We start from the raw sequence: 19,589 nt of genomic DNA on the forward strand, positions 1-19,589 counted from the left end.
GTGTACCGGGACCGGAGCCGTCCCCGCCTGCCCACGGGGGAGGGGTGACGCCCATGCGGCCGCTCGACGTCGACGAACCCACCGTCGTGGGGCCCTACCGGCTGCTCGGCCGGCTGGGCTCCGGCGGCATGGGCCGGGTCTATCTGGGCCGCAGTGCCGGCGGCCGCACGGTCGCCGTGAAGATCGTGCATCCGCACTTCGCGCTGGACGAGGAGTTCCGGGCGCGTTTCCGGCGTGAGGTCGAGGCCGCGCGCCGGGTGGGCGGTGCCTGGACGGCGCCCGTCCTCGACGCCGACCCGGGGGCGCGGGTGCCGTGGGTGGCGACGGCGTACGCGGCCGGCCCGTCCCTGTCCTCGGCCGTCGCCGACGGCGGCCCCCTGCCGGCCCACACGGTCCGGGCCCTCGGGGCGGGACTCGCCGAGGCGCTGGCCGCGGTGCACGAGCTGGGGCTGGTGCACCGGGACGTGAAGCCGTCGAACGTCCTGCTGACCCTCGACGGCCCCCTGCTGATCGACTTCGGGATCGCCCGGGCCACCGACGGCACGGCGTCCCTCACCTCCACCGGCGTGTCCATCGGCTCACCCGGCTACATGTCACCCGAGCAGATCCTGGGCAAGGGCGTCACGGGTGCGGCCGACGTTTTCTCGCTGGGCGCGGTCCTCGCGTACGCGGCGACCGGAGAGCCGCCCTTCCCCGGCGACTCCTCCGCCGCCCTGCTCTACAAGGTCGTCCACGAGGAACCGGAACTCGGATTGCTCGACGGCGAGTTGCGGAGCCTGACCGCGGCCTGCCTCGCGAAGGACCCGGGCGCCCGCCCCGCCCCCGCGGAACTGGCCCGCCGCCTGGCCCCCGAGGGCGCGGCCCGGCTGGTGACGGGCGGGTGGCTGCCCGGGGCGCTGGTGGAGCAGGTGAGCCGCAGCGCGGTGCAGCTGCTGAACCTGGAGGCGACGGGGGCGGGGGCCGGGGCCGGCCTTTCCGGGCCGGTCGAATTCAGCAGCCCGTCGGTGACGGCCCCGGAAACGACCGGAGGTGAGGGGCTGGGCGTCTTCGGACCACCACCGGTGATGTCCCCGTCCGTGCCAGGGGCGCAGCCCCCTGCCCCCGCCGCCGTACCCGAACCCCGGGACGGCGGCGACCACCCGCAGGACACCGCCCCGGCCTCCGGGCGTCACCCCGGTCGGGTCACCGTCTCCGTCGCGGCGACGTCCACGCCGGACGGCGAGGGCGGGGGGCGGGTACGCAGGCTGAGCTGCTCCGTGGCACTGGCGGTCGCGGGGGCGATGGCGGCCGTGACGATCGGATCGGTGTTCGTGTTCGACCTGCTGCCGGGCCGGGGCGGCGGCCAGGACGACGCGGACTCGAGCAGCGGCTCCGACTCGCCCCCGGCGGCGACCGCGAGCTCGGCCCCCGCCGCGGGTGCGGTGCCCGCCGCGTACCTCGGCATCTGGGAGGGCCAGGGCATCGCCCTCGACGGCAGGCTCCCCCTCGGCACGTTCCGCATCACGGTCGAACGGGCCGCTGTCGGACAGGAGTTGGGCAAGCTCCGCCAGACCGACCCGATCGGCGGCGTCTGCGTGGACGTACTCACCCTGAAGCAGGTGACGAAGCAGGAACTCATCGCGACGTCGGTCGGCGCGAGGACCAACCACAGCGGCTGCAACCCCGCGAAGACGACGGTCCACCTCAAGCCGCTGGGCGACGACCTGCAGTACCGGTCGGAGAGCGAGGAGTCGGGACGGCCTCGGGCTCGGATGTCGAAGGTGGGGTAGCCGGGGCGGCCCGGCGGCTCAGCTTGACCAGCAGGGTGATCAGCAGTGCGGCCGAGGCAAGTGTGGCGACAAGGCCGACGACCCACAGCCACGGGTAGTGCACGTGTACCCAGCAGGGGCCGCCCTCGCTGAAGCAGTCACCGTCCCAGTTACGGCGCCGCTTGGGCCGTACGGCCGTCTCGATCACCCCGACGACCAGGTACCCCGCCGTCAGCCCCGGCAGTGAAGCGGCCGCCCAAGCCAGCGAACGCGCCTTGCTCTTCTTCCAGTTCATCCTGGTCAGCGGCGCCACCCAGGCCAGGAAGACCAGCGGCACCAGGAAGCCGACCGTGCCCGCGAAGGCATACACACCGCCGGGCCATACGGGAGCGAAGTCGCCCCAGAGCCCGTGGCCCCAGTACATGTCGAAGAGGACCAGCGGCATGAGGAGGAGGACGAAGCCAGGGAGCACCATCCAGCCGAACAGGCGCTCACCGGCACTGAGCTTCACCCGGTGAAGAGCAGACGGACGCGAACGCCCCGGTCTGTGCTCGTACTGCAAGGCAGGCCCGACCGCCTTCCTCCGCTTCGGCTTCGCCGAACTTCCGCTCATGGCCCCTACCCTCACGCTGTTTCAGGCGCTCACTACTGTGTCTGCGATAGCGAACACCATCAGACACGATTGACACGCCACATCAGGGCGTAGTGCCGGAAAGGTCCACCATGGAGACCCTGCAGCCTGACGATCCAGTGGAGTTGGGCACCTATCGGTTTCTACGAAGACTTGGGGCCGGCGGCATGGGCCGTGTCTACCTTGCCCGTTCGCCCGGTGGTCGCACCGTGGCAGTGAAGGTCGTACGTCCGGACCTCGCCGCGGACGACGATTTCCGCGACCGCTTCCGGCATGAAGTCGAGATAGCCAAGGCGGTCTCCGGCCGCTTCACCGCCCCGGTCGTGGACGCCGACCCGGACGCGCCCCTGCCCTGGCTGGCGACGTCGTACGTGCTCGGCCCGGACCTGACGGACGTGGTGGCCGCTCACGGCGCGCTGCCGGAGCACACCGTCCGGGCGCTGGCCGCCGGTCTCGCCGCCGCCCTTCAGGAGGTGCACGCGGCAGGGCTGATCCACCGTGACATGAAGCCGTCGAACGTCCTGCTGGCGGCGGACGGTCCGCGCGTCATCGACTTCGGCATCGCGCGGGCAGTGGACGGAAACCGTATGACACAGACGGGAGTCGTGGTCGGCTCTCCCGGCTACATGTCACCGGAGCAGGCGCTGGACGAGAACATCGGTACGGCAAGTGATGTCTTCTCGTTGGGCGCCGTACTCGCGTTCGCCGCGACCGGCCGGGGCACCTTCGGCCATGGAACCGTCTCGCATGCCTCGTTGCTGTATCAGGTCGTGCACGGTGAACCCGACGTCGAGGGCGTACCGCAGCAACTCCTGGGCCTGATCCGCGCATGCCTCGCGAAGGACCCGGCGCAACGGCCGGCACCGGCCGACATCGTGGCGGCGCTCGCCCCCCAAGGGGTCGAGGGCGTCCTCAGCGACTGGCTGCCGTCGGCCGTGGCCTCGACGATCGCCACGCATGCGGCCGGCATCCTGGACCTGGAGGCACCGCAGCAGCCGCAGCCCACGGCCGTCGCGTCCTTCGGGCCCGCACCGGCGATGACGGCTGGGCCACCGCAGCCACCGGGCACACCAACCCCGGGCTACGGGTATCCGCAGGCTCCGGGATACGGCGGTGCTCCCGCGGCTGCCGCCCAGGGAACACCGGTCCCCAGCTTCACCAGTCCGCCGGGTGGCCTTCCCGCCCCCGTATACGGGACGCCCCCGCCGGGCCACGGTGCCCAAGGACACCCCGGCGTCTCGGGGCCGGCCTCCACCATTGCCACCACTTCCACCCCCCACTCCCGCCGCCGTGTCCTCGGTCTCGCGCTCGGCGGTGCCGCCGTGGCACTGGCGGGCGGTGGCGCCGCCTGGTGGCTCGGCCGGAACGACGACTCCACGGATGGGGCGACCGGTACGAACGGCGCCGGCTCCGCCCGGCCCGTCGAGGAGAACTTCACCACCCCGCCGGCGGGAGTCGCCCCCCAACCCCTGTGGCACGAGACAGCGGCGGAAGACAGCACCACCACCGACGTACCGCTCCTCATCCATGACGGCCTGCTCCTGATCAGCGGCGACCCTCTGGTGGCATACGACGTGAAGACCGGTGACGCCCGCTGGTCGAAGCCCGACGTCTGCGCTCCCGGTTCTCCGCTTCTGTTCCATGACGGCAAGGTGTTCCTCACCGACAGCGGCGTCGAGGGAGTCCTCGTCGCGCGTGACGTGAAGACCGGCGACGAGGTGTGGCGCAGCCGTCTCGGCAAGAAACTCGGCATCGAGAGCACCATCGCCATCGACGACAAGAACGTGTACGTCACGGCAACCGACTACGCACAAGCCCGGAGCGCCACCGACTACCGCACCGCCATCGCCGCGATCAGCCACAGCACCGGGAAGAAGGTGTGGGTGCAGCACCGCGACTGGGGCACGAGGGACTACGACGTCCAAGGCGCCGTCTCCGGCAAGTACCTCGTCTACGCGGACTCCAACCACAATCTCACCGTGCGTGACACCGCGACCGGCGACCAGTTGTGGACGCAGAAGATCGGCGACGACTGGGCCTGGCAGCCCACGGTCGCGAACGGCTTCGTATTCCTGCCCGGCGAGAAGCTGACAGCGGTCGACGCGGAGACCGGCCGCACCCGCTGGACTCTCTCCCCAGAGGGCCGCCGCGGCTTCAACAACCCGGCTTTCATCGACGGTGTGCTCTATGTCAGTGACTACGACCGCGGCATCTGGGCCGTAGACGTGAAGACGCACCGGCGGATCTGGCTCTGCGAGGACCAGAACCGTGGCGGGCCGGGGACGTTCGTGAGGGTCGGCACGACGCTGTACTGCGCCGCCGGGCCCCTGTCCGGGGGCGTCATCGCTCTCGAGGCCAAGACCGGCACGGTGCGCTGGACCTGGACGGACGACAAGGACTCCGGCGCCCCCTGGCAGATCGCCCCGGCAGGAAACCGACTGTTGGTGACGAACGGACCCGAGATCTACGCGATGCCGGCGGTGTGAGGCCGGGGCGCCGGGGCGCGAATCCGGGGACTGCCATAGTCTCCGTTAGCTGAAGTTAACGAACGTGGCCACAGGGGCCGACGGGGAGGACGACCATCATGCGGGTGCTGGTCACGGTCGTACGCGAAGGCGGTGAGCCGGAGGACGTCGTCGTCAACACCGACGACACAGCCACGGCAGGAGACGTAGCGGAGGTGTTGGCGCAGGCCGCCGGACAAGGCGTCGACCCGCGGGGTGCCGGGCCGGGGAACGTCGTGGCCATGCCTGGGACCTCACTGGCTTCGCTGCCCGGGTACGGAACAGCGGTGGCCGGGGCACCGGTGCTGTGGGCAGACGGTGAGCTGTGCGATCCCGCGGCACCGGCACCCGGGGTCCTGCGGGACGGCATGCGCATCTCCGTCGACCCCTCGATAGGCCCGCTGCTGCGCAAGGGCGAGCCGGTCGGGCAGTACGAACTCCGTGTGGCGGGCGGTCCCGGCTCGGGGCGCGTGGTCCGGTTGGGCGTCGGCGCGGCAACTGCCGGATCGGCACCGACCTGTTCGCTCCCCCTGCCTGACGCCTCACTGCCGGCGGTCGCCCTCCGCCTGACCATCGACCTCAAGGGCAACGTCACTCTCACCCCGGAGCAGGCCGCCGCCGGTGTCCGGCTGAACGACGACGCGGTGACGGCCGGGACTCCCTGGCCGCTTGGCGGTGTCGTAGGGGTGGGCGACTCGCTGCTGGTCCTCGACAAGGTGGCCGAGCCGGACGCACATCTGTCCCTGATGAGCGAAGGCGGTCTCGCCTACAACCGCCCCCCTCGTCTGTCCCCGCTGCGGCCTCGGCGGCGGCTGGCCGTGCCGGTACCGCCCAGCAAGAGCGAGCGGGCTCGTTTCCAGTTCATCATGGCGTTCATGCCCATGCTGTTCGGGCTGGCCATGTACTTCTTCACCAAGCAGATCTACATGCTGCTGTTCTGCCTGATGAGCCCGCTCATGATGCTGGGCCAGTGGATCAGTGAGAACCGCGAGGGGAAGAAGAAGCACAAGACGTCCCTCAAGCAGTACAAGAAGGACCTCGCGGCCTACGAGTCCGAACTCGTCACCCTCAGCAAGGAAGAACAGCGCGCCCGCCGCGAGGACAACCCCGACCCGGCAGAGGTCCTGCTCTTCGCGACCGGACCCCGCCGCCGCCTCTGGGAGCGCCGGCTCACCGACCCGGACGCGATGCAACTGCGCATCGGGCTCGGCGCACTGCCCTCCGACGTGGAACTCGTCTTCGCGCGTGGCGGCTCGGCCCACGACGAGGAGCCACCGGAGCCCCCGGTCCTTCCCGACGTCCCCGTCACCCTGCCCTTCGCCCGGCTCGGCGTGGTCGGCATCGCGGGCGACCGCGCCCGTGCCCTCGCCACCGCGCGCTGGCTCAGCGTGCAGGCCGCCGTGCTGCACAGCCCCCGCGACCTGTCACTGGTCTCCCTGGCCGCCACGCCTGCTGCCGGCGCCGAATGGCACTGGGCGCACTGGCTGCCGCACACCAACCCCGACGAGGGACAGGACTGCGTCGCCCTGGTCGGTTTCGACTCGGAGGGCATCAGCCGCAGGGTCAACGAACTGCTCAACGAACTGGCTCGACGCAAGGCGGCCCGCGAGCAGCACAACATGACGGGCCAGCTGTATCCGGACGCCAACGTCCTCCTGATCCTGGACGGAGCACGGCTGCTGCGCAGGGTACCGGGCGTCCCCCAACTCCTCACCGAGGGGCCGCAGTACGGCATCTTCGCCCTGTGCATCGACGAGGACGAGCGGCTGCTCCCCGAGGAATGCAAGGCCGTCGTGGCCTGGTCACCGGACGCGGCCCACCACGTCCGGGTGCGCGGCTACGGCCTCGAGGCGGTCGGCGATGTCCTGGCCGACCAGGTGCCGTACGAATGGTGCGAACTCCTGGCCCGCAGCCTCGCCCCCGTCCGCGATGTCAGTCGCGACGACGCCGATTCCGCGCTGCCCACCTCGGCCCGGTTGCTGAACCTGCTGAATATGCCCAACCCGGCGGGCACCGACGTGGAACGCATCTGGCAGGCGGGTGGCTCGACCACGGCCGCACCCATCGGACTCGCCGCCGACGGCGCGTTCGTCCTGGACATCCGCCGTGACGGTCCGCACGCGCTGGTCGCCGGTACAACGGGTGCCGGCAAATCGGAGCTGCTGCAGACGATCATCGCCTCCCTTGCGGTGGCTAACCGCCCCGATGCCCTGAACTACGTTCTCATCGACTACAAGGGAGGCAGTGCGTTCATGGACTGCGCTCGCCTGCCGCACACCGTCGGCATGGTCAGCGACCTCGACGCCCACCTGACCGAGCGGGCCCTCGCCTCTCTCGCGGCCGAGCTGCACCGCCGGGAACGGATCCTCTTCGACGCCGCCGCCAAGGACATCGAGGACTACAACGACACCCGCAAGCTCCGCCCTGAACTGGAGCCAATGCCGCGGCTGGTGCTGGTGATCGACGAGTTCGCGTCCCTGGTCGCCGAGCTGCCCGACTTCATCGCGGGACTGGTCGACATCGCACGCCGGGGCCGTTCGCTCGGCGTGCACCTGATTCTCGCGACCCAGCGCCCGGCGGGTGTGGTGAGCGCGGACATCCGCGCCAACACCAACCTCCGCATCGCCCTGCGTGTGACGGACGCCGCCGAGTCGATGGACGTCATCGACGCTCCGGACTCGGGCGCGATCGCCAAGTCCACGCCAGGTCGTATGTATGTCCGCTCGGGTGCTCAGTCCCTGGTCGGCGTGCAGTCGGCCCGCATCGGTGGCCGCCGCCCCGCCACGGGCCAGACGGGCCCGAAGGCCACGCTGATCCCGTTGCCCTGGAACGCCTACGCCCGCCCGCTGCCCAAGCGGGACGAGGCCGAGGACGACGGCACGATGGTCACGGACCTGGCCGTGCTGGTGGACGCGGTACGCGAAGGAGCGGAGCGGATGGGCTTCGGTGAGCAGCGCAGCCCGTGGCTGCCGCCGCTGGCGGAATCCGTCACGCTCGACGAACTGTCTGCCTACGGCGTTGCACCGGCTGCCCCGGCCGACGACGTGGCTCCGATCCCGTACGGTCTGGTCGACCTGCCGGCGAAGCAGAGCCGCGTGCCCGTGTCCCTGGACCTTGTGCACGGCGAGCACACCCTGCTGCTCGGCGGCGCCCGCTCCGGTCGCTCGACGGCTCTTCGTACCCTCGCCGGCTCCCTGGCCCGCAACACTTCCCCCCTCGACGTGCACGTCTACGGCATCGACTGCGGCTCCAACGCCCTACTGCCGCTGGTGCGTCTGCCTCACGTGGGCGCTGTCGTGACCCGCGACGAGCCGGACCGGGCCCGCCGCCTGATCCAGCGCTTGCAGGTGGAGGTCGCCCGTCGACAGCAGTTGCTGGCCATGGAGGGTGCGTCGAGCGCGGCGGAACAGCGCGCTGGCGCTGGTCCCGAAGATCGCCTGCCCTGGATGGTGCTGTTGCTGGACAGCTGGGAAGGCTTCGCGTCGACCTTCGAGAACTACAATTACGGTCAGCTGCTGGAAGCGGCCCAGAGACTCTTCCGCGAGGGTTCGGCAGCGGGTCTGAAGGTCGTCATGACGGCCGACCGCAGCGGCCTCAGCGGTCACGTCTCCTCGGCCTTCTCCGACCGTCTCGTCATGCGCTTCGCCGACCCGAACGACTACTCCACCGCGGGTCTGCAGGCCCGCGAGATCCCGAAGAACATGCCGCCGGGACGCGCCCTGCGCATCACGGACACAGGCGTGGACGAGACCCAGATCGGGCTGTTGGCGCAGGACCCTGCCGGCCAGGCCCAGGTGCGTGCGCTCCGAGAGATCGCGGAAGAGGCGCGCACCCGCTACGGCCGCGTCCCGGCAGGCCGCCGTCCTCTGCGGGTCGATGCCCTTCCGTCGCGCATCACGGCGTCGGAGGCAATGGCTCTGGACCCGGACTTCGTCCCGCCGTCGCCTCTGTGGGCATTGCTCGCAGTGGGCGGCGACGAACTGCATCCCATCGGTATCGACCTGGAGGAGAACGGCCCCGGCTTCGTCATCGCGGGCCCGCCGAAGTCCGGCCGTTCCACGGCACTGCTGTGCGCTGCCGAGTCGCTTCTGCGAGCAGGTACGCCTCTGGTGGTCGTCACACCTCGCCGGTCTCCACTGCGGGACCTCGAGGGGCGCGAAGGGGTGCTCGGCGTACTCAATGCGGAGAGCTCCAGTGACGACTTGGAGGAACTGCAGGACCAACTCGACCAACGGCCGTACGTCGTTGTGGTCGACGACGCAGAACTCCTCTACGACACGTCGCTGGACGAGCCGCTGGAAGGTGTCATCCGTCAGGGAGCCGACGGTGGCGTGGGCCTGCTCGCCGCCGGCACGACGGACTCGCTGTCCAGCCAGTACAGAGGCTTCGCAGTCGAGGCCCGCAAGTCGCGCAACGGCATGCTCCTGACACCGCAAAGCTCCTCGGACGGCGAACTGTTTGGCCTCCGACTGCCTGCGAACAGCGGCGGCGGGGCAGCGGGCAGTGGGTTGTTCGTGGCCGGGGGGGCGTTTGTGCCTGTGCAGGCTGTGATGAACGGCTGACCGCGAATCAGTGACGAAACTGCGAGGCCTCGCTTTCCGGCGAGGCCCCGCAGTGCTGGTGCCGCCGTTCAGGGCTTGGTGAGACGGACGGATTTGGAGCCGTGCGCCTTCGCTGAACCGGCAGCGGAGACGTCCGAGGGCCATTTTCGTAGAATCCAACGGCGACGGAACACCAGTGCCACTGTTCCCAACAGGAAGAAAGCGGCGATAGCCGCTGTGCCGTACGCCGGCAGGTTCGGCGGCGGGTCCTTCACCCAACCCTGAGTGAGGATGCGGGAGGGATCCTCGGGGTCGTATGTGACGATCATGGAAGCGCCGGTTTGTGTCTCGGGAAACATTCCGGCGTAATCCCAGAGCTCGACCTCGGTGCCCGCCTGGGGGCTGCTCACGAGACGGACCTTCACGTACTTCGGCTTTGAGTCGACACCTACGACCGTAGCAGCGGCGCTCACCCCGCGAGAACGCAGTTCCTGTACCAGGAAATGCGATGGAAGCACCAAGCTGAGGACCATTCCGACGCACAGCAGGAACAGGCCGAACGTGCAGAGTATCAACCGGAGTCGGGGGAGTGGAGGCCGCGGCTTCCACGCCTTTGCCCTGGCGACGTCCTGACGTGCTCTTCTGACGTGAGGCGGAAGCTGATACTGCCCCGCAGGGCGCTTCTTCCTATTCTTAGTCATGCTCTTGCAATCCTATGAGAACCATCCGCTCACGGTGTTCTTTACATTTGATGCGGAGTCGGGCTTCATCGGCACGCTCGGAACCCGCTTATACGGTGAGCATTCATCAGCCGGAAGCCGGAGAAGATGTCGCAGAACGAGGCGCGTATGTATAACAAGGATGCCTGAGCCCAGATGCGTGATCCATTGTCACAGGGTTGAGGCTGCACGCTCATCCGTCCTCGGACGGCGTTCCTTGACGTGACGCATCGTCTGCAGGAGCGCGTCTGTCCTGCTGAAATGCCGCCGGGGGCACTCCGTCTGTGGCTCGGTGGCCTCGAAGGAATGCCCCGGCAGGCTGCGTCCGCGCGATACGGATCAGGTGGCGCGCTCGATGTTGTCGGCGCTGGTGTTGGCCGACTTGCTGGCGTCGTTCAGCGTGTCGACCCACTTGTCGAACGTCGGCTTGATGTCGTGCCAGTCATTCCGGAAGCGGTCGGCCTTGGGGCCCTTCCAGTAGCCAGAGCTGTGGCTCGTGGCCGACTCCAGTGCCTTGATGAGGCCCTGGAGGTCCGTGGCCTTCTTACCGAAGAGCTTGGACAGTTCCCGAAGCTGAGTGAGATCTGCACCGCGATCCATGGCGTTCCTCCCCGTGTCACGTGAGTAAACGGACGATCCGTTTGCAACATGGGACGCTACCGCACCAGGCGTAGTTGCAGTCCAGGGCCTCCAGAGTTGGGGTTCTCGTGTGAACGTGTGGTGTTCACCCTGGTGAGGCGAGCTTGATGGCTATACGTGGAGTGCCGATGCGCTGGGATGCCGTGGGCAGCAGGAGAAGCCGCTTTGGCAAATCGTGACATTCAGGAAATCGGCCGCGAATCAGCCGACTGAGGCCGTGTGCGCAGGGTGGCGCGCACCACTCGTCGTTACCCGACGTGTCGTACACCTGTTGCAGGGGCCGCTAGCCCAGTCGTTCTCCACGGCCGGAGGTGCCTGGCGGAGGAAATTTGAAGAGTGTGAAAATTTGTATAAATTTTCCCGATAAGCCAGTTCGCCCCTGAACCGGTTGATTTCAGGAGGGGGCGTGAGTCATGCCGTGCGCCCGGGCAAAGCCACGCACAGGCCAATGCCGACAGGGCCCCTGATCCACTTGTCCCGACAGGGATCCGCTTGTGTCTGTCCAGGGTGTCTTTGCTACCTTGTCCCGACGTAGCTACGTGTCCTGGAAAGGTGCTCGCGACGCATGGATAGCGTGAAGGTATTCCGACGCGGTGCCCAGGGGGCGCATGATAGCAGGGGGCGCAGATGCTCCGCGTGACGTCAATAATGAACAATGCCAACAGGGGGTTTTTGCGTGACGTTCAGGGGAATGTCCAAGGATAATGCGCGCAAACTGGCTGCCGCGCTGGACGTCGCTGATGGCGCGCTCTCCATTCAGGGCCCCCTGGTGTCCGGCATTCTTGCTAAATGGGAAGGCGACCAGGGAAACCTCAAGCGCTTTCGGCAGGATGCATCATGGGCTCGCGATCAAGCCAAAGATGTGCGTCGTCGGCTCGGAATCCTGGACGCAGACCCGAGCGCCGAACTCATGTTCATGGGGCTCACGGGAGTGCTCAAGACCTGGCAGGAATACCAGGAGCACAAGGGTGAGGTCGGCGAATATGTGGACGAGTTCAAGGAAATAAAGAAAAATGTAACGATGCCCCTGCGACTGACGAAGATCGCCTCGGGTATCGAAGCTTCCCTCCAGCTGTACCAGCGCTGGTCCCAGGGCCAGAACGTGGCCGGGGCTAAGGCGGTCCTTGAACTGAACAAGTACTTCGGCATCACCGGTGATCGGCTGAAGCTGAAGAACATCGAGTACATGCGCGAGCTCCTGAAGCTCCAGAAGATCGAGGGTCTTTACCAGCAGCCCTGGAAGTGGCAACAGGGTCTTCGCAGCTTCCTCACCACCAAACTGAAGATTCCCCTGCCGGCCAAGCTGCTGAATCAGGCCCCCGGACTCAGCATCCTTGACCGCGTCGGGTTGCCGCTGGCGATTGTTCATGGTGTCAAAGAGATGGTCGCGCCTGACCACAACGGCGTTCTGGGCGGGTTCGACCGCGGCATGGGATTTGTGGAGGCGGCCGGCGCAGGGGCGGTTCTGGGCGGATCGGCCGCGGCGACAGCCCTCGGCGCCAGCGCGACCGTCGCGGCGGCAGTCCCTGTGGTCGGCTGGGTGGCTCTCGGTGTGGCCGGTGCCTACTTCCTCGGCACTTGGGCCTGGGACAACAGAGAAGCGATCGCTGATACGACCAAAAAGGCCTGGAATGCGACGACCAAGTGGGCGGGGGACGTGGCGGACAAGGGCCAGGAGATCGTCGACGGCGCCAAGAGTGCGGTGACAAATCTAGTCCCCAATACTATCAAGAAGTACAAGTTCTGGTAGGAGATGGCTCCGGTGGAATCGAAGGACTTGTTCGGTGTGCCGCGGGACCGGCGCCCGGACCAAGGCGGTGCTTTGGCCCCAGAGCCAGCATCCATGGGGCGTCGCTATGGGGCCGCGGCCATCGACGGAACGTTCGCGATTATCTGCGCGGCCATTTCCGGGATGCAGTATGTACTGAGCCTCCCGGCGTCGGATGCGCCTTCGCTCACCAGCGGGAGTCTGTGGCTGCGAGTTTTCGTCGCCGGAATCAGCGTCTCGTTTCTGAATCAAGTGCTACTGGTCCTGCTGTTCCGTTGCAGCATAGGCAAGCTGTTTGTCGGCGCGCGTGTGGTCCGGTTGGTGGACGGCGGCAGGCCACGCCTTTGGCAGCTGCTCGGCCGATGGATCGGGGGCATTGCGTACGGCTTCACGATCCTGCCCCTCGGGTTCTTCCTCGGTGGTAGCGAAGCGCCCCCGCTCGATTTCGCGGGCGTGCGCATTGTGAAGACCGCGGGCATGCGGTCGTCCGGCCAAGCCTGACGGTTTCACCTTACGTCGTTCGTCTCGCGCGGATTTTCTAGTTTTAAAGCCCTCGGGCACTTCTGAATCAACCGCAGAACCTCAAAAGATGCAAGGACTCGGTATGGCAAACCCCGAACTCGACATCGAGTTGGAAAAGTTCCGCGAACTCGTCGGCAAGGCACTCGCAGAAGGGGGAACTCAGCCGCTCATCAAACTGACTGACGAGGAACTTGCTGTGCTGGACCCCAGTAGCCTCGAGGAAGTCGTGGCTCCGGCGCCGCATTTGGCTACGCTTTCCGAAGAGCAGCGTGAGTGGGTTCTGGGAACAGCGCTTCGCTCTCTGGTTTCCCGGGGCGCGGTGGAGGTCGCGAACATCTCCGAACTCGACGCCGTCCTGCGGTCCGAGGGAACCCACTCGAAACTCACTGCAGATGTGGAGATGCGGGTTACGCCGGAGGTCAGCATGGCGCTGACTCTGCGGCGCACGGCTGCACGGGCACTCGCCGTCGAGCAGCAGACGTCCAACGGCAGCGTGACCGCCTTCGTTTTCGTGCATTCCTCTGAGCTCTTGCTGATCGAGCAAGTAACCGGCGGTGGGATGCACATCTTCACGCTCGCCAGTAAGGCGCGCGATGCCGCCCGGATGGTCCAGGCGCTCGTAGACCCCTTCGGTACGGCTGACCGGGATGGAAAGGTGCTGCAGCTCGACCCGTCGGCCCTGACGGCCGAGACGGTGGACCAGAAGCTGGCCTCCGTGATCGATGGAGCTCTGGTGGTGAGCCAGTTGATCGTACTCGCCGATGAACCCGGACCGCTTCTGACGACGTACGCAACAGACCGTGAGGTGTGGGCGGTCAACGTTGACTCACCGCAGGCGCCGACCGGCATCACGGCACAGGCGGTCAGCGAGCGTACCCTTGAGGCGTTCATCATCAAGTTGATCAGGCAGCCGGCCGCACCTGAGAAGTCGTCCACGGGGTGGGGAAAATGAGCGATCGCGTCGAGGAGTGCAGGAAAGATCTCAGCAACTTGAAGAGATTCGCGAATGAGATCGACAAGACCCTGGACGCGGTGGACGCGGCGTCCGGCACCGAGGCCTGGCAAGGTCCTGCTGCCGACAAGTTCCGTTCGGAATGGCGCGGCCGCAGAAAAGCGATTCACGATGCTCTGGACGCGGCACGGGGACAGTACAACAAGATCTTGCAACGCGTGCAGGACGAAGAGCACAAGAAGAAGACTGGTGCCGCGCAGTAGGTTGAGGGATCGAATCTGTCCTGCCCGCTACGGCCTTCATGAGGTTCCCGATGACTGATGCGAACTCACTTGTCTACGAGGCTCACTTCGTCCGAACGCCGTTCCAGTTGCTCGGCGGCTCGAAGTGGAAGAAGCTGGTCGCGTTCCGGGTCGACCGCGAAGGAGTGCTCCTCGGGGGTGCTCCTGCACGTTACGAGGCCCAACTTGCCCACGTCCCGTGGAATGACATCACGTCCATTGTGGTGTGGCATCAGCGCACGGCAGGGAACGGGATCAACTACGTCGGAGTGCAACGCAGGCCCGGAGCGCCTGCTCTTCCCGGGATGAACAGCGGCGTCAGCCGGGAGAGGGCCGAGAAGCTGGCCCCCCACGTGGATTACGAACTGTTTCTGGCAAGCCGGCCCATCAACCTATGGCGCTTGGATCCAGAACGGCTCCAAGTCTCGGTGGATGCGTTTGCGCCTCATGTACCCGTACTTGTGTATTCTCAGCCACACCTCCCATGAATCCGCACGCCTGCCGTCGGCGGTGGATCCGGACGGCTCTGGCTAAGGCGTCCAGAAGGGCCCATTCCGCACTGGGAATCGTCCACTGTCTGTTCGCCGCGCTACTGCTGCATAGGAACACGGACGCCGAGCGCGGCCCGTTTGCGCTGTGCACCGGCAGGTCGTTCCTCCTCGGTAACGGCGAACTCCCAGGCGTTCGTCCACGGGACGAGGGTGACGGAGGGTTCGTCGACGTGTCTGTTCTTGCCCAACACAGTGTGGCTCTCCGTGGCACTTCGGGGCGGGGTCGGGCCACTGCCGCGAGCTACGCGCAGCGGCTAATCGCTCGTCCGGGTGAGGCGTACCGCCTGCTCCGTAAGCCCCGACACCTTGAACAGCACTCCCGCAAATTCGACGGTGTCGCCGATCCTCACGTCTTTGTAGACGGCCACCGGAACCCCGGCACAGTTCGCGCCGAAGCCAACCGTCCCCGCCGCGGTGTCGACGTACGAAACGGTGAGGGACGGACCGGTGGCCAGTTGCTTCACGCCGCCGTTGTCGAGGAGGGCCAAGGGCTGCCCCTTGGCCGGGAAGCTCTTCGACGTGGCGGCCAGGACGGCGCGGTTGGTGGTGAAGCACAAGGTGTTGTCGGCGGCGCCGCCCGCGAACTCCATGGACTCGGGAGCGGCGGCGAGAGCGGCCTTGTCCTTGGCGTCCTTCGGTTCCAGGACGACACGGTAGGAACAGACCTGCCGCACGGTGTAGGCATGGCCCGAGACGGTCAACCGGAATCCCGGCTTCACGGTCCACTGCTGCTGTCCCGCCCCGTAACCGGCCCCGTCGCGCAGTGTCGCAGTACGCGACCTTCCGTCAGCGGTCGCGGCCGAGTACTGCACGCCTCCACCGTCAGGCAGCCGGAAGCCGCCTCCGCGCAGGACGTGCACACCGTCCGCCGGGGCTTCACCGATGCATTGCGGGCCCTTGTCCTTCGCCGCCGCCTGCGTGGTCGTGGGTGCGGTCGTCGGGGTGTCACCGCCGCCGGACGACGTTCCGCAGGCGGTCAATGCCCACAAGGCCAGGGTGGCACCCGCGATGCCGTACCTACTTGCCGGGCTGAACACCGGTGTCCTCCTTGCAACCGTCGATCACGTGCTCCAGCACGATGCGGGTTCGGTAATCGACATCCACCACCCGCCATCTGTCCCCGGTGATGTCCAGAACGTCACCCGGGGTCAACCCGTCGAACTCCCCGACGGGTCGGCCTTCGCAGCCGATCCGGATACGTCCGTGCACCGACGGTTCGGCGAAGACGGACGCCAGGACCTGATAGGTCCGGCCATCGTCTTCGACGGAGTACGGAATCTGGTGACGAAGTGCCCAGCGACCGTTGAATGCGAAGGGGTACTTCACCTTCTGGCCTTCGGACACACTGCTCACCCCCCGAGCGTCATGGGGCATCGAAGGCCTCCGCTCCGCCGAAGTACTTGTTGAACTGCTCTTGCGACACGGTGATCGGCGGATAGCCGGAGACGCCCCAGGGGTTTCCGAGGATGACCTTGCCATCGTCGGTGAATCCCCGGACGTAGTATGCGTGGTTGCTGTGGTAAGTGTTGCCCCATTCGGCCGGGTGGTTCTTGTCCAGTTCCTCGTCGGCCGGGGTGGACACGGTGACGCCCTTCCCGGAGTCGTAGGACTCCTTCAGCGACACCAGGCTCTTGTCCTCGTGTTCGCCGATGCCAAGGAAGCCGCCGGTGGTGAGGTCCTCGCCTTCCTTGCCGGTCAGATACGGAGCTGACTTCTTGGGGTCGTCCCCTTCGATACCGCCGTACCCACGCTCGTCGTCACCGTCGTCGGAGTAGACCGTCGCGAAGGCCTTCTCGTAGTACGCCGGCCAGCTCTCCCCGTTGCCGTACGTACCGATGGGGTCGCCGTTCTGGTCGGACGGCAGGTCGGCCGTCATCGTCACCCAGTGGTAGTTGCCCTCCTTGTCCCAGACGCGGACGCTCACCGTGCCGTTCGGGTTCTGCTTGACGCCCTCCTGCACGAAGGCGGGGTCCTTCTGCGCCAGGCCTGCCAGCGATGCGACGTACCAGCAGTCGCCGAACTGGCGCTGGTTGACGTCATCGGCGGACACTCCGTCTTGGAACAAGGGGTCCGAAGGCGGTGCCCAGTGAATGCCGTTGTTGGTCTGGCCGTTCTGGCTGTTGCCGCCCGCCTCGTACGCGTCGGTGTTGGTGAACGTGGGCTGCACGCCCGGGAAGGCCGCCGTGAACTTGCCTACGCTCTCCGGACTCACCTTGGACAGCATCAGGCTCAGCGTGTCCCGTCGCTTGTCCTCGGGCAGGCCGTTGACGTCGAACGGATTCCAGACGGAGTCGCCGGTGTCGGTGAGCAGCTGGTTGTAGAAGGCCAGGTCCCCGGGCGAGGCCTTCGTTACGAAGGAGTCCAGTTCGCGGCGGTCAGACCGTCGAGCTCGCCGGAGATCTGCTCCAGGTCGTCGCGGTTGCCGTTGGTACCGAAGTCCTTGCCCTTCAGCTCGTGAAGACGGCGCAGGGCATCGTCGATCTTCTTCGCGTCGGGCGCCTTCTCGTCGAGGAAGAGACTGCTGTCGCTCACGGGGTATCCCCGCTGCTCCAGCTCCCGCAGTCCCTCGATCTGCCTGATGCGGCGCTTCATCGACGACTGCATGTCGTCGAGTTCGCCGCCGAGGGAGCCAGGCAGACGCGGGCGACGGAAGAACGACGGCACCGGGATCACATCGCCGACGAGATCCTGGAGGTCGGGGTTGCGGGAGGCGTTCTGCCCCGACGGCAGGTTCTGCTGGGCGGTGGTGAGCACGGCGGCCAGCTGTGAATGGAGCTTTCCGGAGTTCTGAGCGAGGGTGTCCAGGTGGCCGGCGAGAGTCGTCAGCTTGGCGGCGTCGAAGCCTCTGAAGCCCATCAGCCGCCACCCGTTCCGGCCCGGGCCTTGTCCTTCTCCCCAGCCTGGCGCATCAGTTCGTTGGCCTGGCTCTCCCAGCGGGTGGCGTCCGCCAGCAGTGCGGTGCCCATGCTGTTCAGCGTGCGTTGCCGTTGCTGCAGCTTGGCCGTGCATTCATCGGCGAAGGGCCCCTGCCAGAAGGCGCCCTCATCGCCGCCGGTTCGGAAGGCGGCGGCGCGCGGGGTGGCCTTCTTCACCGCGTCGTCGAGGTACGGTCCCAGCCTGCGGGCCAGCGCCCTGGCGTCCCGCGCCGCATCCTGGAGCCGTTCGGCCCGCTTCTTCAACTCGGCTGCATCATCGCCCGGTGTGGGCCCCACGGTTGTTTCCTCCCCGTTTACCGCCGGTGTCTGCCGCCTCGCGTACTGATCCGCGGCATCGCTGGGGAAGCATACGGGGGGCGTGTTCGACCATGCGAAGGAGTGTGAAATCTCCCCGGACCATCACATGGCCGCCACAACCCGTGCGCCAGTGGCCACGTGAGCGTACCTCCTTGATTTCGACGACATCCGATATGTCCTATGGCTTGTCGATGGTCGCCGGGTGACTCGTCCCAGGCGCCGTGATTGCCGGTCCACAACAGCGAATTTGATTGTGCTGCTCCGATCAGCCAGGGTTCGGGAGACAGAGGGAAAGGGGCAGGCGTATGGGTGGACTCACATTTGAGCTGCAGCGGGCGACGCCCACACGAGGTGTCCGTGGTGACGTTCACCTCTGGGTAGGCGAAGTGAACGGCCTCGGCCGTATCGAGCTCGCATTCCCGACAGAGCACAGCGACTATCCGTCGGAGTTCTGCGAGGTGGCGGTGAGTGGTGAGGCATTTCCGCTGGTCACTTACCTCGGGCTGCGGTACCTGCGGCGGCCGCTCCTGGCGAGAGGTGAACTGCGGGTGGATTGGGACCCCGCGGATCTCTCCCGAAACGTGTGGTGGCCCGGAAAGAAGTCTCGGGCTCTTCGCATCGGGGTCAAGGGGCGGACGTACACGTATGCCGAGCGGGGTGGCAAGCGGAGCCATGAGCTGGTCCGCCCGGGGGTCGGCGTACGCATCACGCGTTCGAGTTGGAGGAACCCCAGCACCCTGTCCGGGACGTGGAGGGGTGAGGCGGATGCCCTCGACATCGGCATCGCGCTCGTCCTCGAGGGTGTGTACACACGGAACCTGTCGTTGCCCGGCGCGTTGGTGTCGCTGCCTGGGCGCTTCCTCAACCGCTTCAACGACCTCTGACCCGTTCGGCTGATGTCGGCCGTGGCACATCCGCGCCGAGCGGCGCGTGGGGAAGGAACCATGCAGCAGCACACATACACGCTTTCGGCAGGGTCGAGGTGGTCTACCCAGCGAACCGACGCGGCGACCGCCACGTCACTGAGGTCCGGGGTGACACGGTGGCCCTCACCTCGTTCATGGGTTGGGCCTACGGACGAAAGCCTTCGCTCTACATAGCCGAACTCAGTGTTGGTGAGACCAGAGTGCGGCTCAAGCGCAACCGCTGGGCACAGACCCGAGCCGGGAGGGCGCTGCGGATGCAGGTCGCCGGGCGGGAGTACCGCTTCCTCGCGACCAGCGCACGGCACCGCGACCGGGCCCTGGTCCGAAACGGTGTGGAGATCCGGATCCGCCGCCACGGCAGCGGTTCGCGGAAGAAGGCCGCCTTCATCGTCCTGGGCTCGGCGGATGTCACCGACCTGGCCCTGGCCGCCATGCTGTACGGCCTCAACACCCGCAACCTCAACAGAGGCGGGGCCGTTCGTGCCTTCTTCGGCAGGTCGCTGCAGTGGCTGGACGTATTCCAGTGACCCCCGTGACTCCCTGAGCGATCACGGGCAACGTTTTCCGCTGACTA

19 protein-coding genes are annotated in these 19,589 nt (G+C 67.1%); 10 read left to right on the forward strand and 9 right to left on the reverse strand.

From position 1 onward, the window contains the following. Positions 1-53: 53 nt before the first annotated feature. Positions 54-1,769: a serine/threonine-protein kinase gene (locus ACIQU3_RS00435; RefSeq protein ID WP_403723961.1), complete on the forward strand. Its 1,716-nt coding sequence runs from the start codon at positions 54-56 to the stop codon at positions 1,767-1,769. Here the strand turns inward: ACIQU3_RS00435 and ACIQU3_RS00440 are convergent. After that, a complete protein-coding gene (locus ACIQU3_RS00440) occupies positions 1,684-2,259 on the reverse strand; it encodes a hypothetical protein (protein ID WP_403922888.1) in 576 nt (191 codons plus the stop codon). The two genes, ACIQU3_RS00435 and ACIQU3_RS00440, sit on opposite strands and share 86 nt — an antisense overlap. A gap of 212 nt (positions 2,260-2,471) precedes the next feature. Here ACIQU3_RS00440 and ACIQU3_RS00445 point away from each other — a divergent pair, with 212 nt between their 5' ends. Both ACIQU3_RS00445 and ACIQU3_RS00450 read left to right on the forward strand, forming a co-directional pair. After that, positions 2,472-4,865, forward strand: coding sequence for a serine/threonine-protein kinase (locus tag ACIQU3_RS00445; protein WP_403922889.1), 2,394 nt, complete (start codon positions 2,472-2,474; stop codon positions 4,863-4,865). Positions 4,866-4,963: 98 nt separating this feature from the next. Continuing rightward, a complete protein-coding gene (locus tag ACIQU3_RS00450; RefSeq protein WP_403922891.1) occupies positions 4,964-9,445 on the forward strand; it encodes an FtsK/SpoIIIE domain-containing protein in 4,482 nt (1,493 codons plus the stop codon). A gap of 68 nt (positions 9,446-9,513) precedes the next feature. Here ACIQU3_RS00450 and ACIQU3_RS00455 read toward each other — a convergent pair whose 3' ends face one another. Continuing rightward, complete coding sequence (locus ACIQU3_RS00455; protein ID WP_403922893.1) at positions 9,514-10,125, reverse strand: DUF3592 domain-containing protein; 612 nt, start codon at positions 10,123-10,125, stop codon at positions 9,514-9,516. Positions 10,126-10,482: 357 nt separating this feature from the next. Further along, positions 10,483-10,743 carry a WXG100 family type VII secretion target gene (locus ACIQU3_RS00460; RefSeq protein ID WP_097218954.1) on the reverse strand — a complete coding sequence of 87 codons (261 nt, stop codon included), beginning with the start codon at positions 10,741-10,743 and terminating at the stop codon, positions 10,483-10,485. A 730-nt stretch (positions 10,744-11,473) separates the two neighbouring features. Between ACIQU3_RS00460 and ACIQU3_RS00465 the strand changes: the two genes are divergently transcribed. The 5 genes from ACIQU3_RS00465 (at position 11,474) to ACIQU3_RS00485 (ending at position 14,793) form a co-directional block, all read left to right on the forward strand. Further along, positions 11,474-12,532 (forward strand): hypothetical protein, encoded by a 1,059-nt coding sequence (locus tag ACIQU3_RS00465; RefSeq protein WP_403922895.1) that lies wholly within the window; start codon positions 11,474-11,476, stop codon positions 12,530-12,532. A gap of 12 nt (positions 12,533-12,544) precedes the next feature. Beyond that, positions 12,545-13,051 (forward strand): RDD family protein, encoded by a 507-nt coding sequence (locus tag ACIQU3_RS00470; protein WP_403922897.1) that lies wholly within the window; start codon positions 12,545-12,547, stop codon positions 13,049-13,051. A gap of 103 nt (positions 13,052-13,154) precedes the next feature. Beyond that, positions 13,155-14,024 (forward strand): hypothetical protein, encoded by an 870-nt coding sequence (locus tag ACIQU3_RS00475; RefSeq protein WP_403922899.1) that lies wholly within the window; start codon positions 13,155-13,157, stop codon positions 14,022-14,024. After that, positions 14,021-14,287, forward strand: coding sequence for a hypothetical protein (locus tag ACIQU3_RS00480; RefSeq protein ID WP_403922901.1), 267 nt, complete (start codon positions 14,021-14,023; stop codon positions 14,285-14,287). Before ACIQU3_RS00475 ends, ACIQU3_RS00480 begins: the two co-directional genes overlap by 4 nt. Positions 14,288-14,337: 50 nt before the next feature. Further along, positions 14,338-14,793, forward strand: a complete 456-nt coding sequence (locus ACIQU3_RS00485) for a hypothetical protein (RefSeq protein ID WP_403922903.1) — start codon at positions 14,338-14,340, stop codon at positions 14,791-14,793. A 101-nt stretch (positions 14,794-14,894) separates the two neighbouring features. Here the strand turns inward: ACIQU3_RS00485 and ACIQU3_RS00490 are convergent, their stop codons facing one another. The 6 genes from ACIQU3_RS00490 to ACIQU3_RS00515 all read right to left on the reverse strand — a co-directional run bounded on the left by ACIQU3_RS00490 (position 14,895) and on the right by ACIQU3_RS00515 (position 18,068). Further along, a complete protein-coding gene (locus ACIQU3_RS00490) occupies positions 14,895-15,044 on the reverse strand; it encodes a hypothetical protein (RefSeq protein ID WP_403922904.1) in 150 nt (49 codons plus the stop codon). 66 nt (positions 15,045-15,110) lie between these two features. Continuing rightward, complete coding sequence (locus ACIQU3_RS00495; RefSeq protein ID WP_403922905.1) at positions 15,111-15,893, reverse strand: hypothetical protein; 783 nt, start codon at positions 15,891-15,893, stop codon at positions 15,111-15,113. Further along, the gene (locus tag ACIQU3_RS00500; RefSeq protein ID WP_403922907.1) at positions 15,874-16,209 is read right to left on the reverse strand and encodes a hypothetical protein; all 336 of its coding nucleotides are present in this window, start codon (positions 16,207-16,209) and stop codon (positions 15,874-15,876) included. Before ACIQU3_RS00500 ends, ACIQU3_RS00495 begins: the two co-directional genes overlap by 20 nt. Positions 16,210-16,219: 10 nt before the next feature. Continuing rightward, a complete protein-coding gene (locus ACIQU3_RS00505; RefSeq protein WP_403922909.1) occupies positions 16,220-17,080 on the reverse strand; it encodes a C2 family cysteine protease in 861 nt (286 codons plus the stop codon). A 125-nt stretch (positions 17,081-17,205) separates the two neighbouring features. Beyond that, positions 17,206-17,712 (reverse strand): hypothetical protein, encoded by a 507-nt coding sequence (locus tag ACIQU3_RS00510; protein WP_403922910.1) that lies wholly within the window; start codon positions 17,710-17,712, stop codon positions 17,206-17,208. Next, on the reverse strand, positions 17,712-18,068 hold the full coding sequence (locus ACIQU3_RS00515; RefSeq protein WP_403922912.1) for a hypothetical protein: 357 nt from the start codon (positions 18,066-18,068) through the stop codon (positions 17,712-17,714). Before ACIQU3_RS00515 ends, ACIQU3_RS00510 begins: the two co-directional genes overlap by 1 nt. A gap of 326 nt (positions 18,069-18,394) precedes the next feature. Between ACIQU3_RS00515 and ACIQU3_RS00520 the strand changes: the two genes are divergently transcribed. Both ACIQU3_RS00520 and ACIQU3_RS00525 read left to right on the forward strand, forming a co-directional pair. After that, positions 18,395-18,973 (forward strand): hypothetical protein, encoded by a 579-nt coding sequence (locus ACIQU3_RS00520; RefSeq protein WP_403922913.1) that lies wholly within the window; start codon positions 18,395-18,397, stop codon positions 18,971-18,973. 158 nt (positions 18,974-19,131) lie between these two features. Further along, positions 19,132-19,542 carry a hypothetical protein gene (locus ACIQU3_RS00525; protein WP_403922915.1) on the forward strand — a complete coding sequence of 137 codons (411 nt, stop codon included), beginning with the start codon at positions 19,132-19,134 and terminating at the stop codon, positions 19,540-19,542. Positions 19,543-19,589 lie beyond the last annotated feature (47 nt).

Origin of the sequence: Streptomyces sp. NPDC101110 (genome assembly GCF_044759525.1) — a bacterium.
GTDB lineage: Bacteria > Actinomycetota > Actinomycetes > Streptomycetales > Streptomycetaceae > Streptomyces.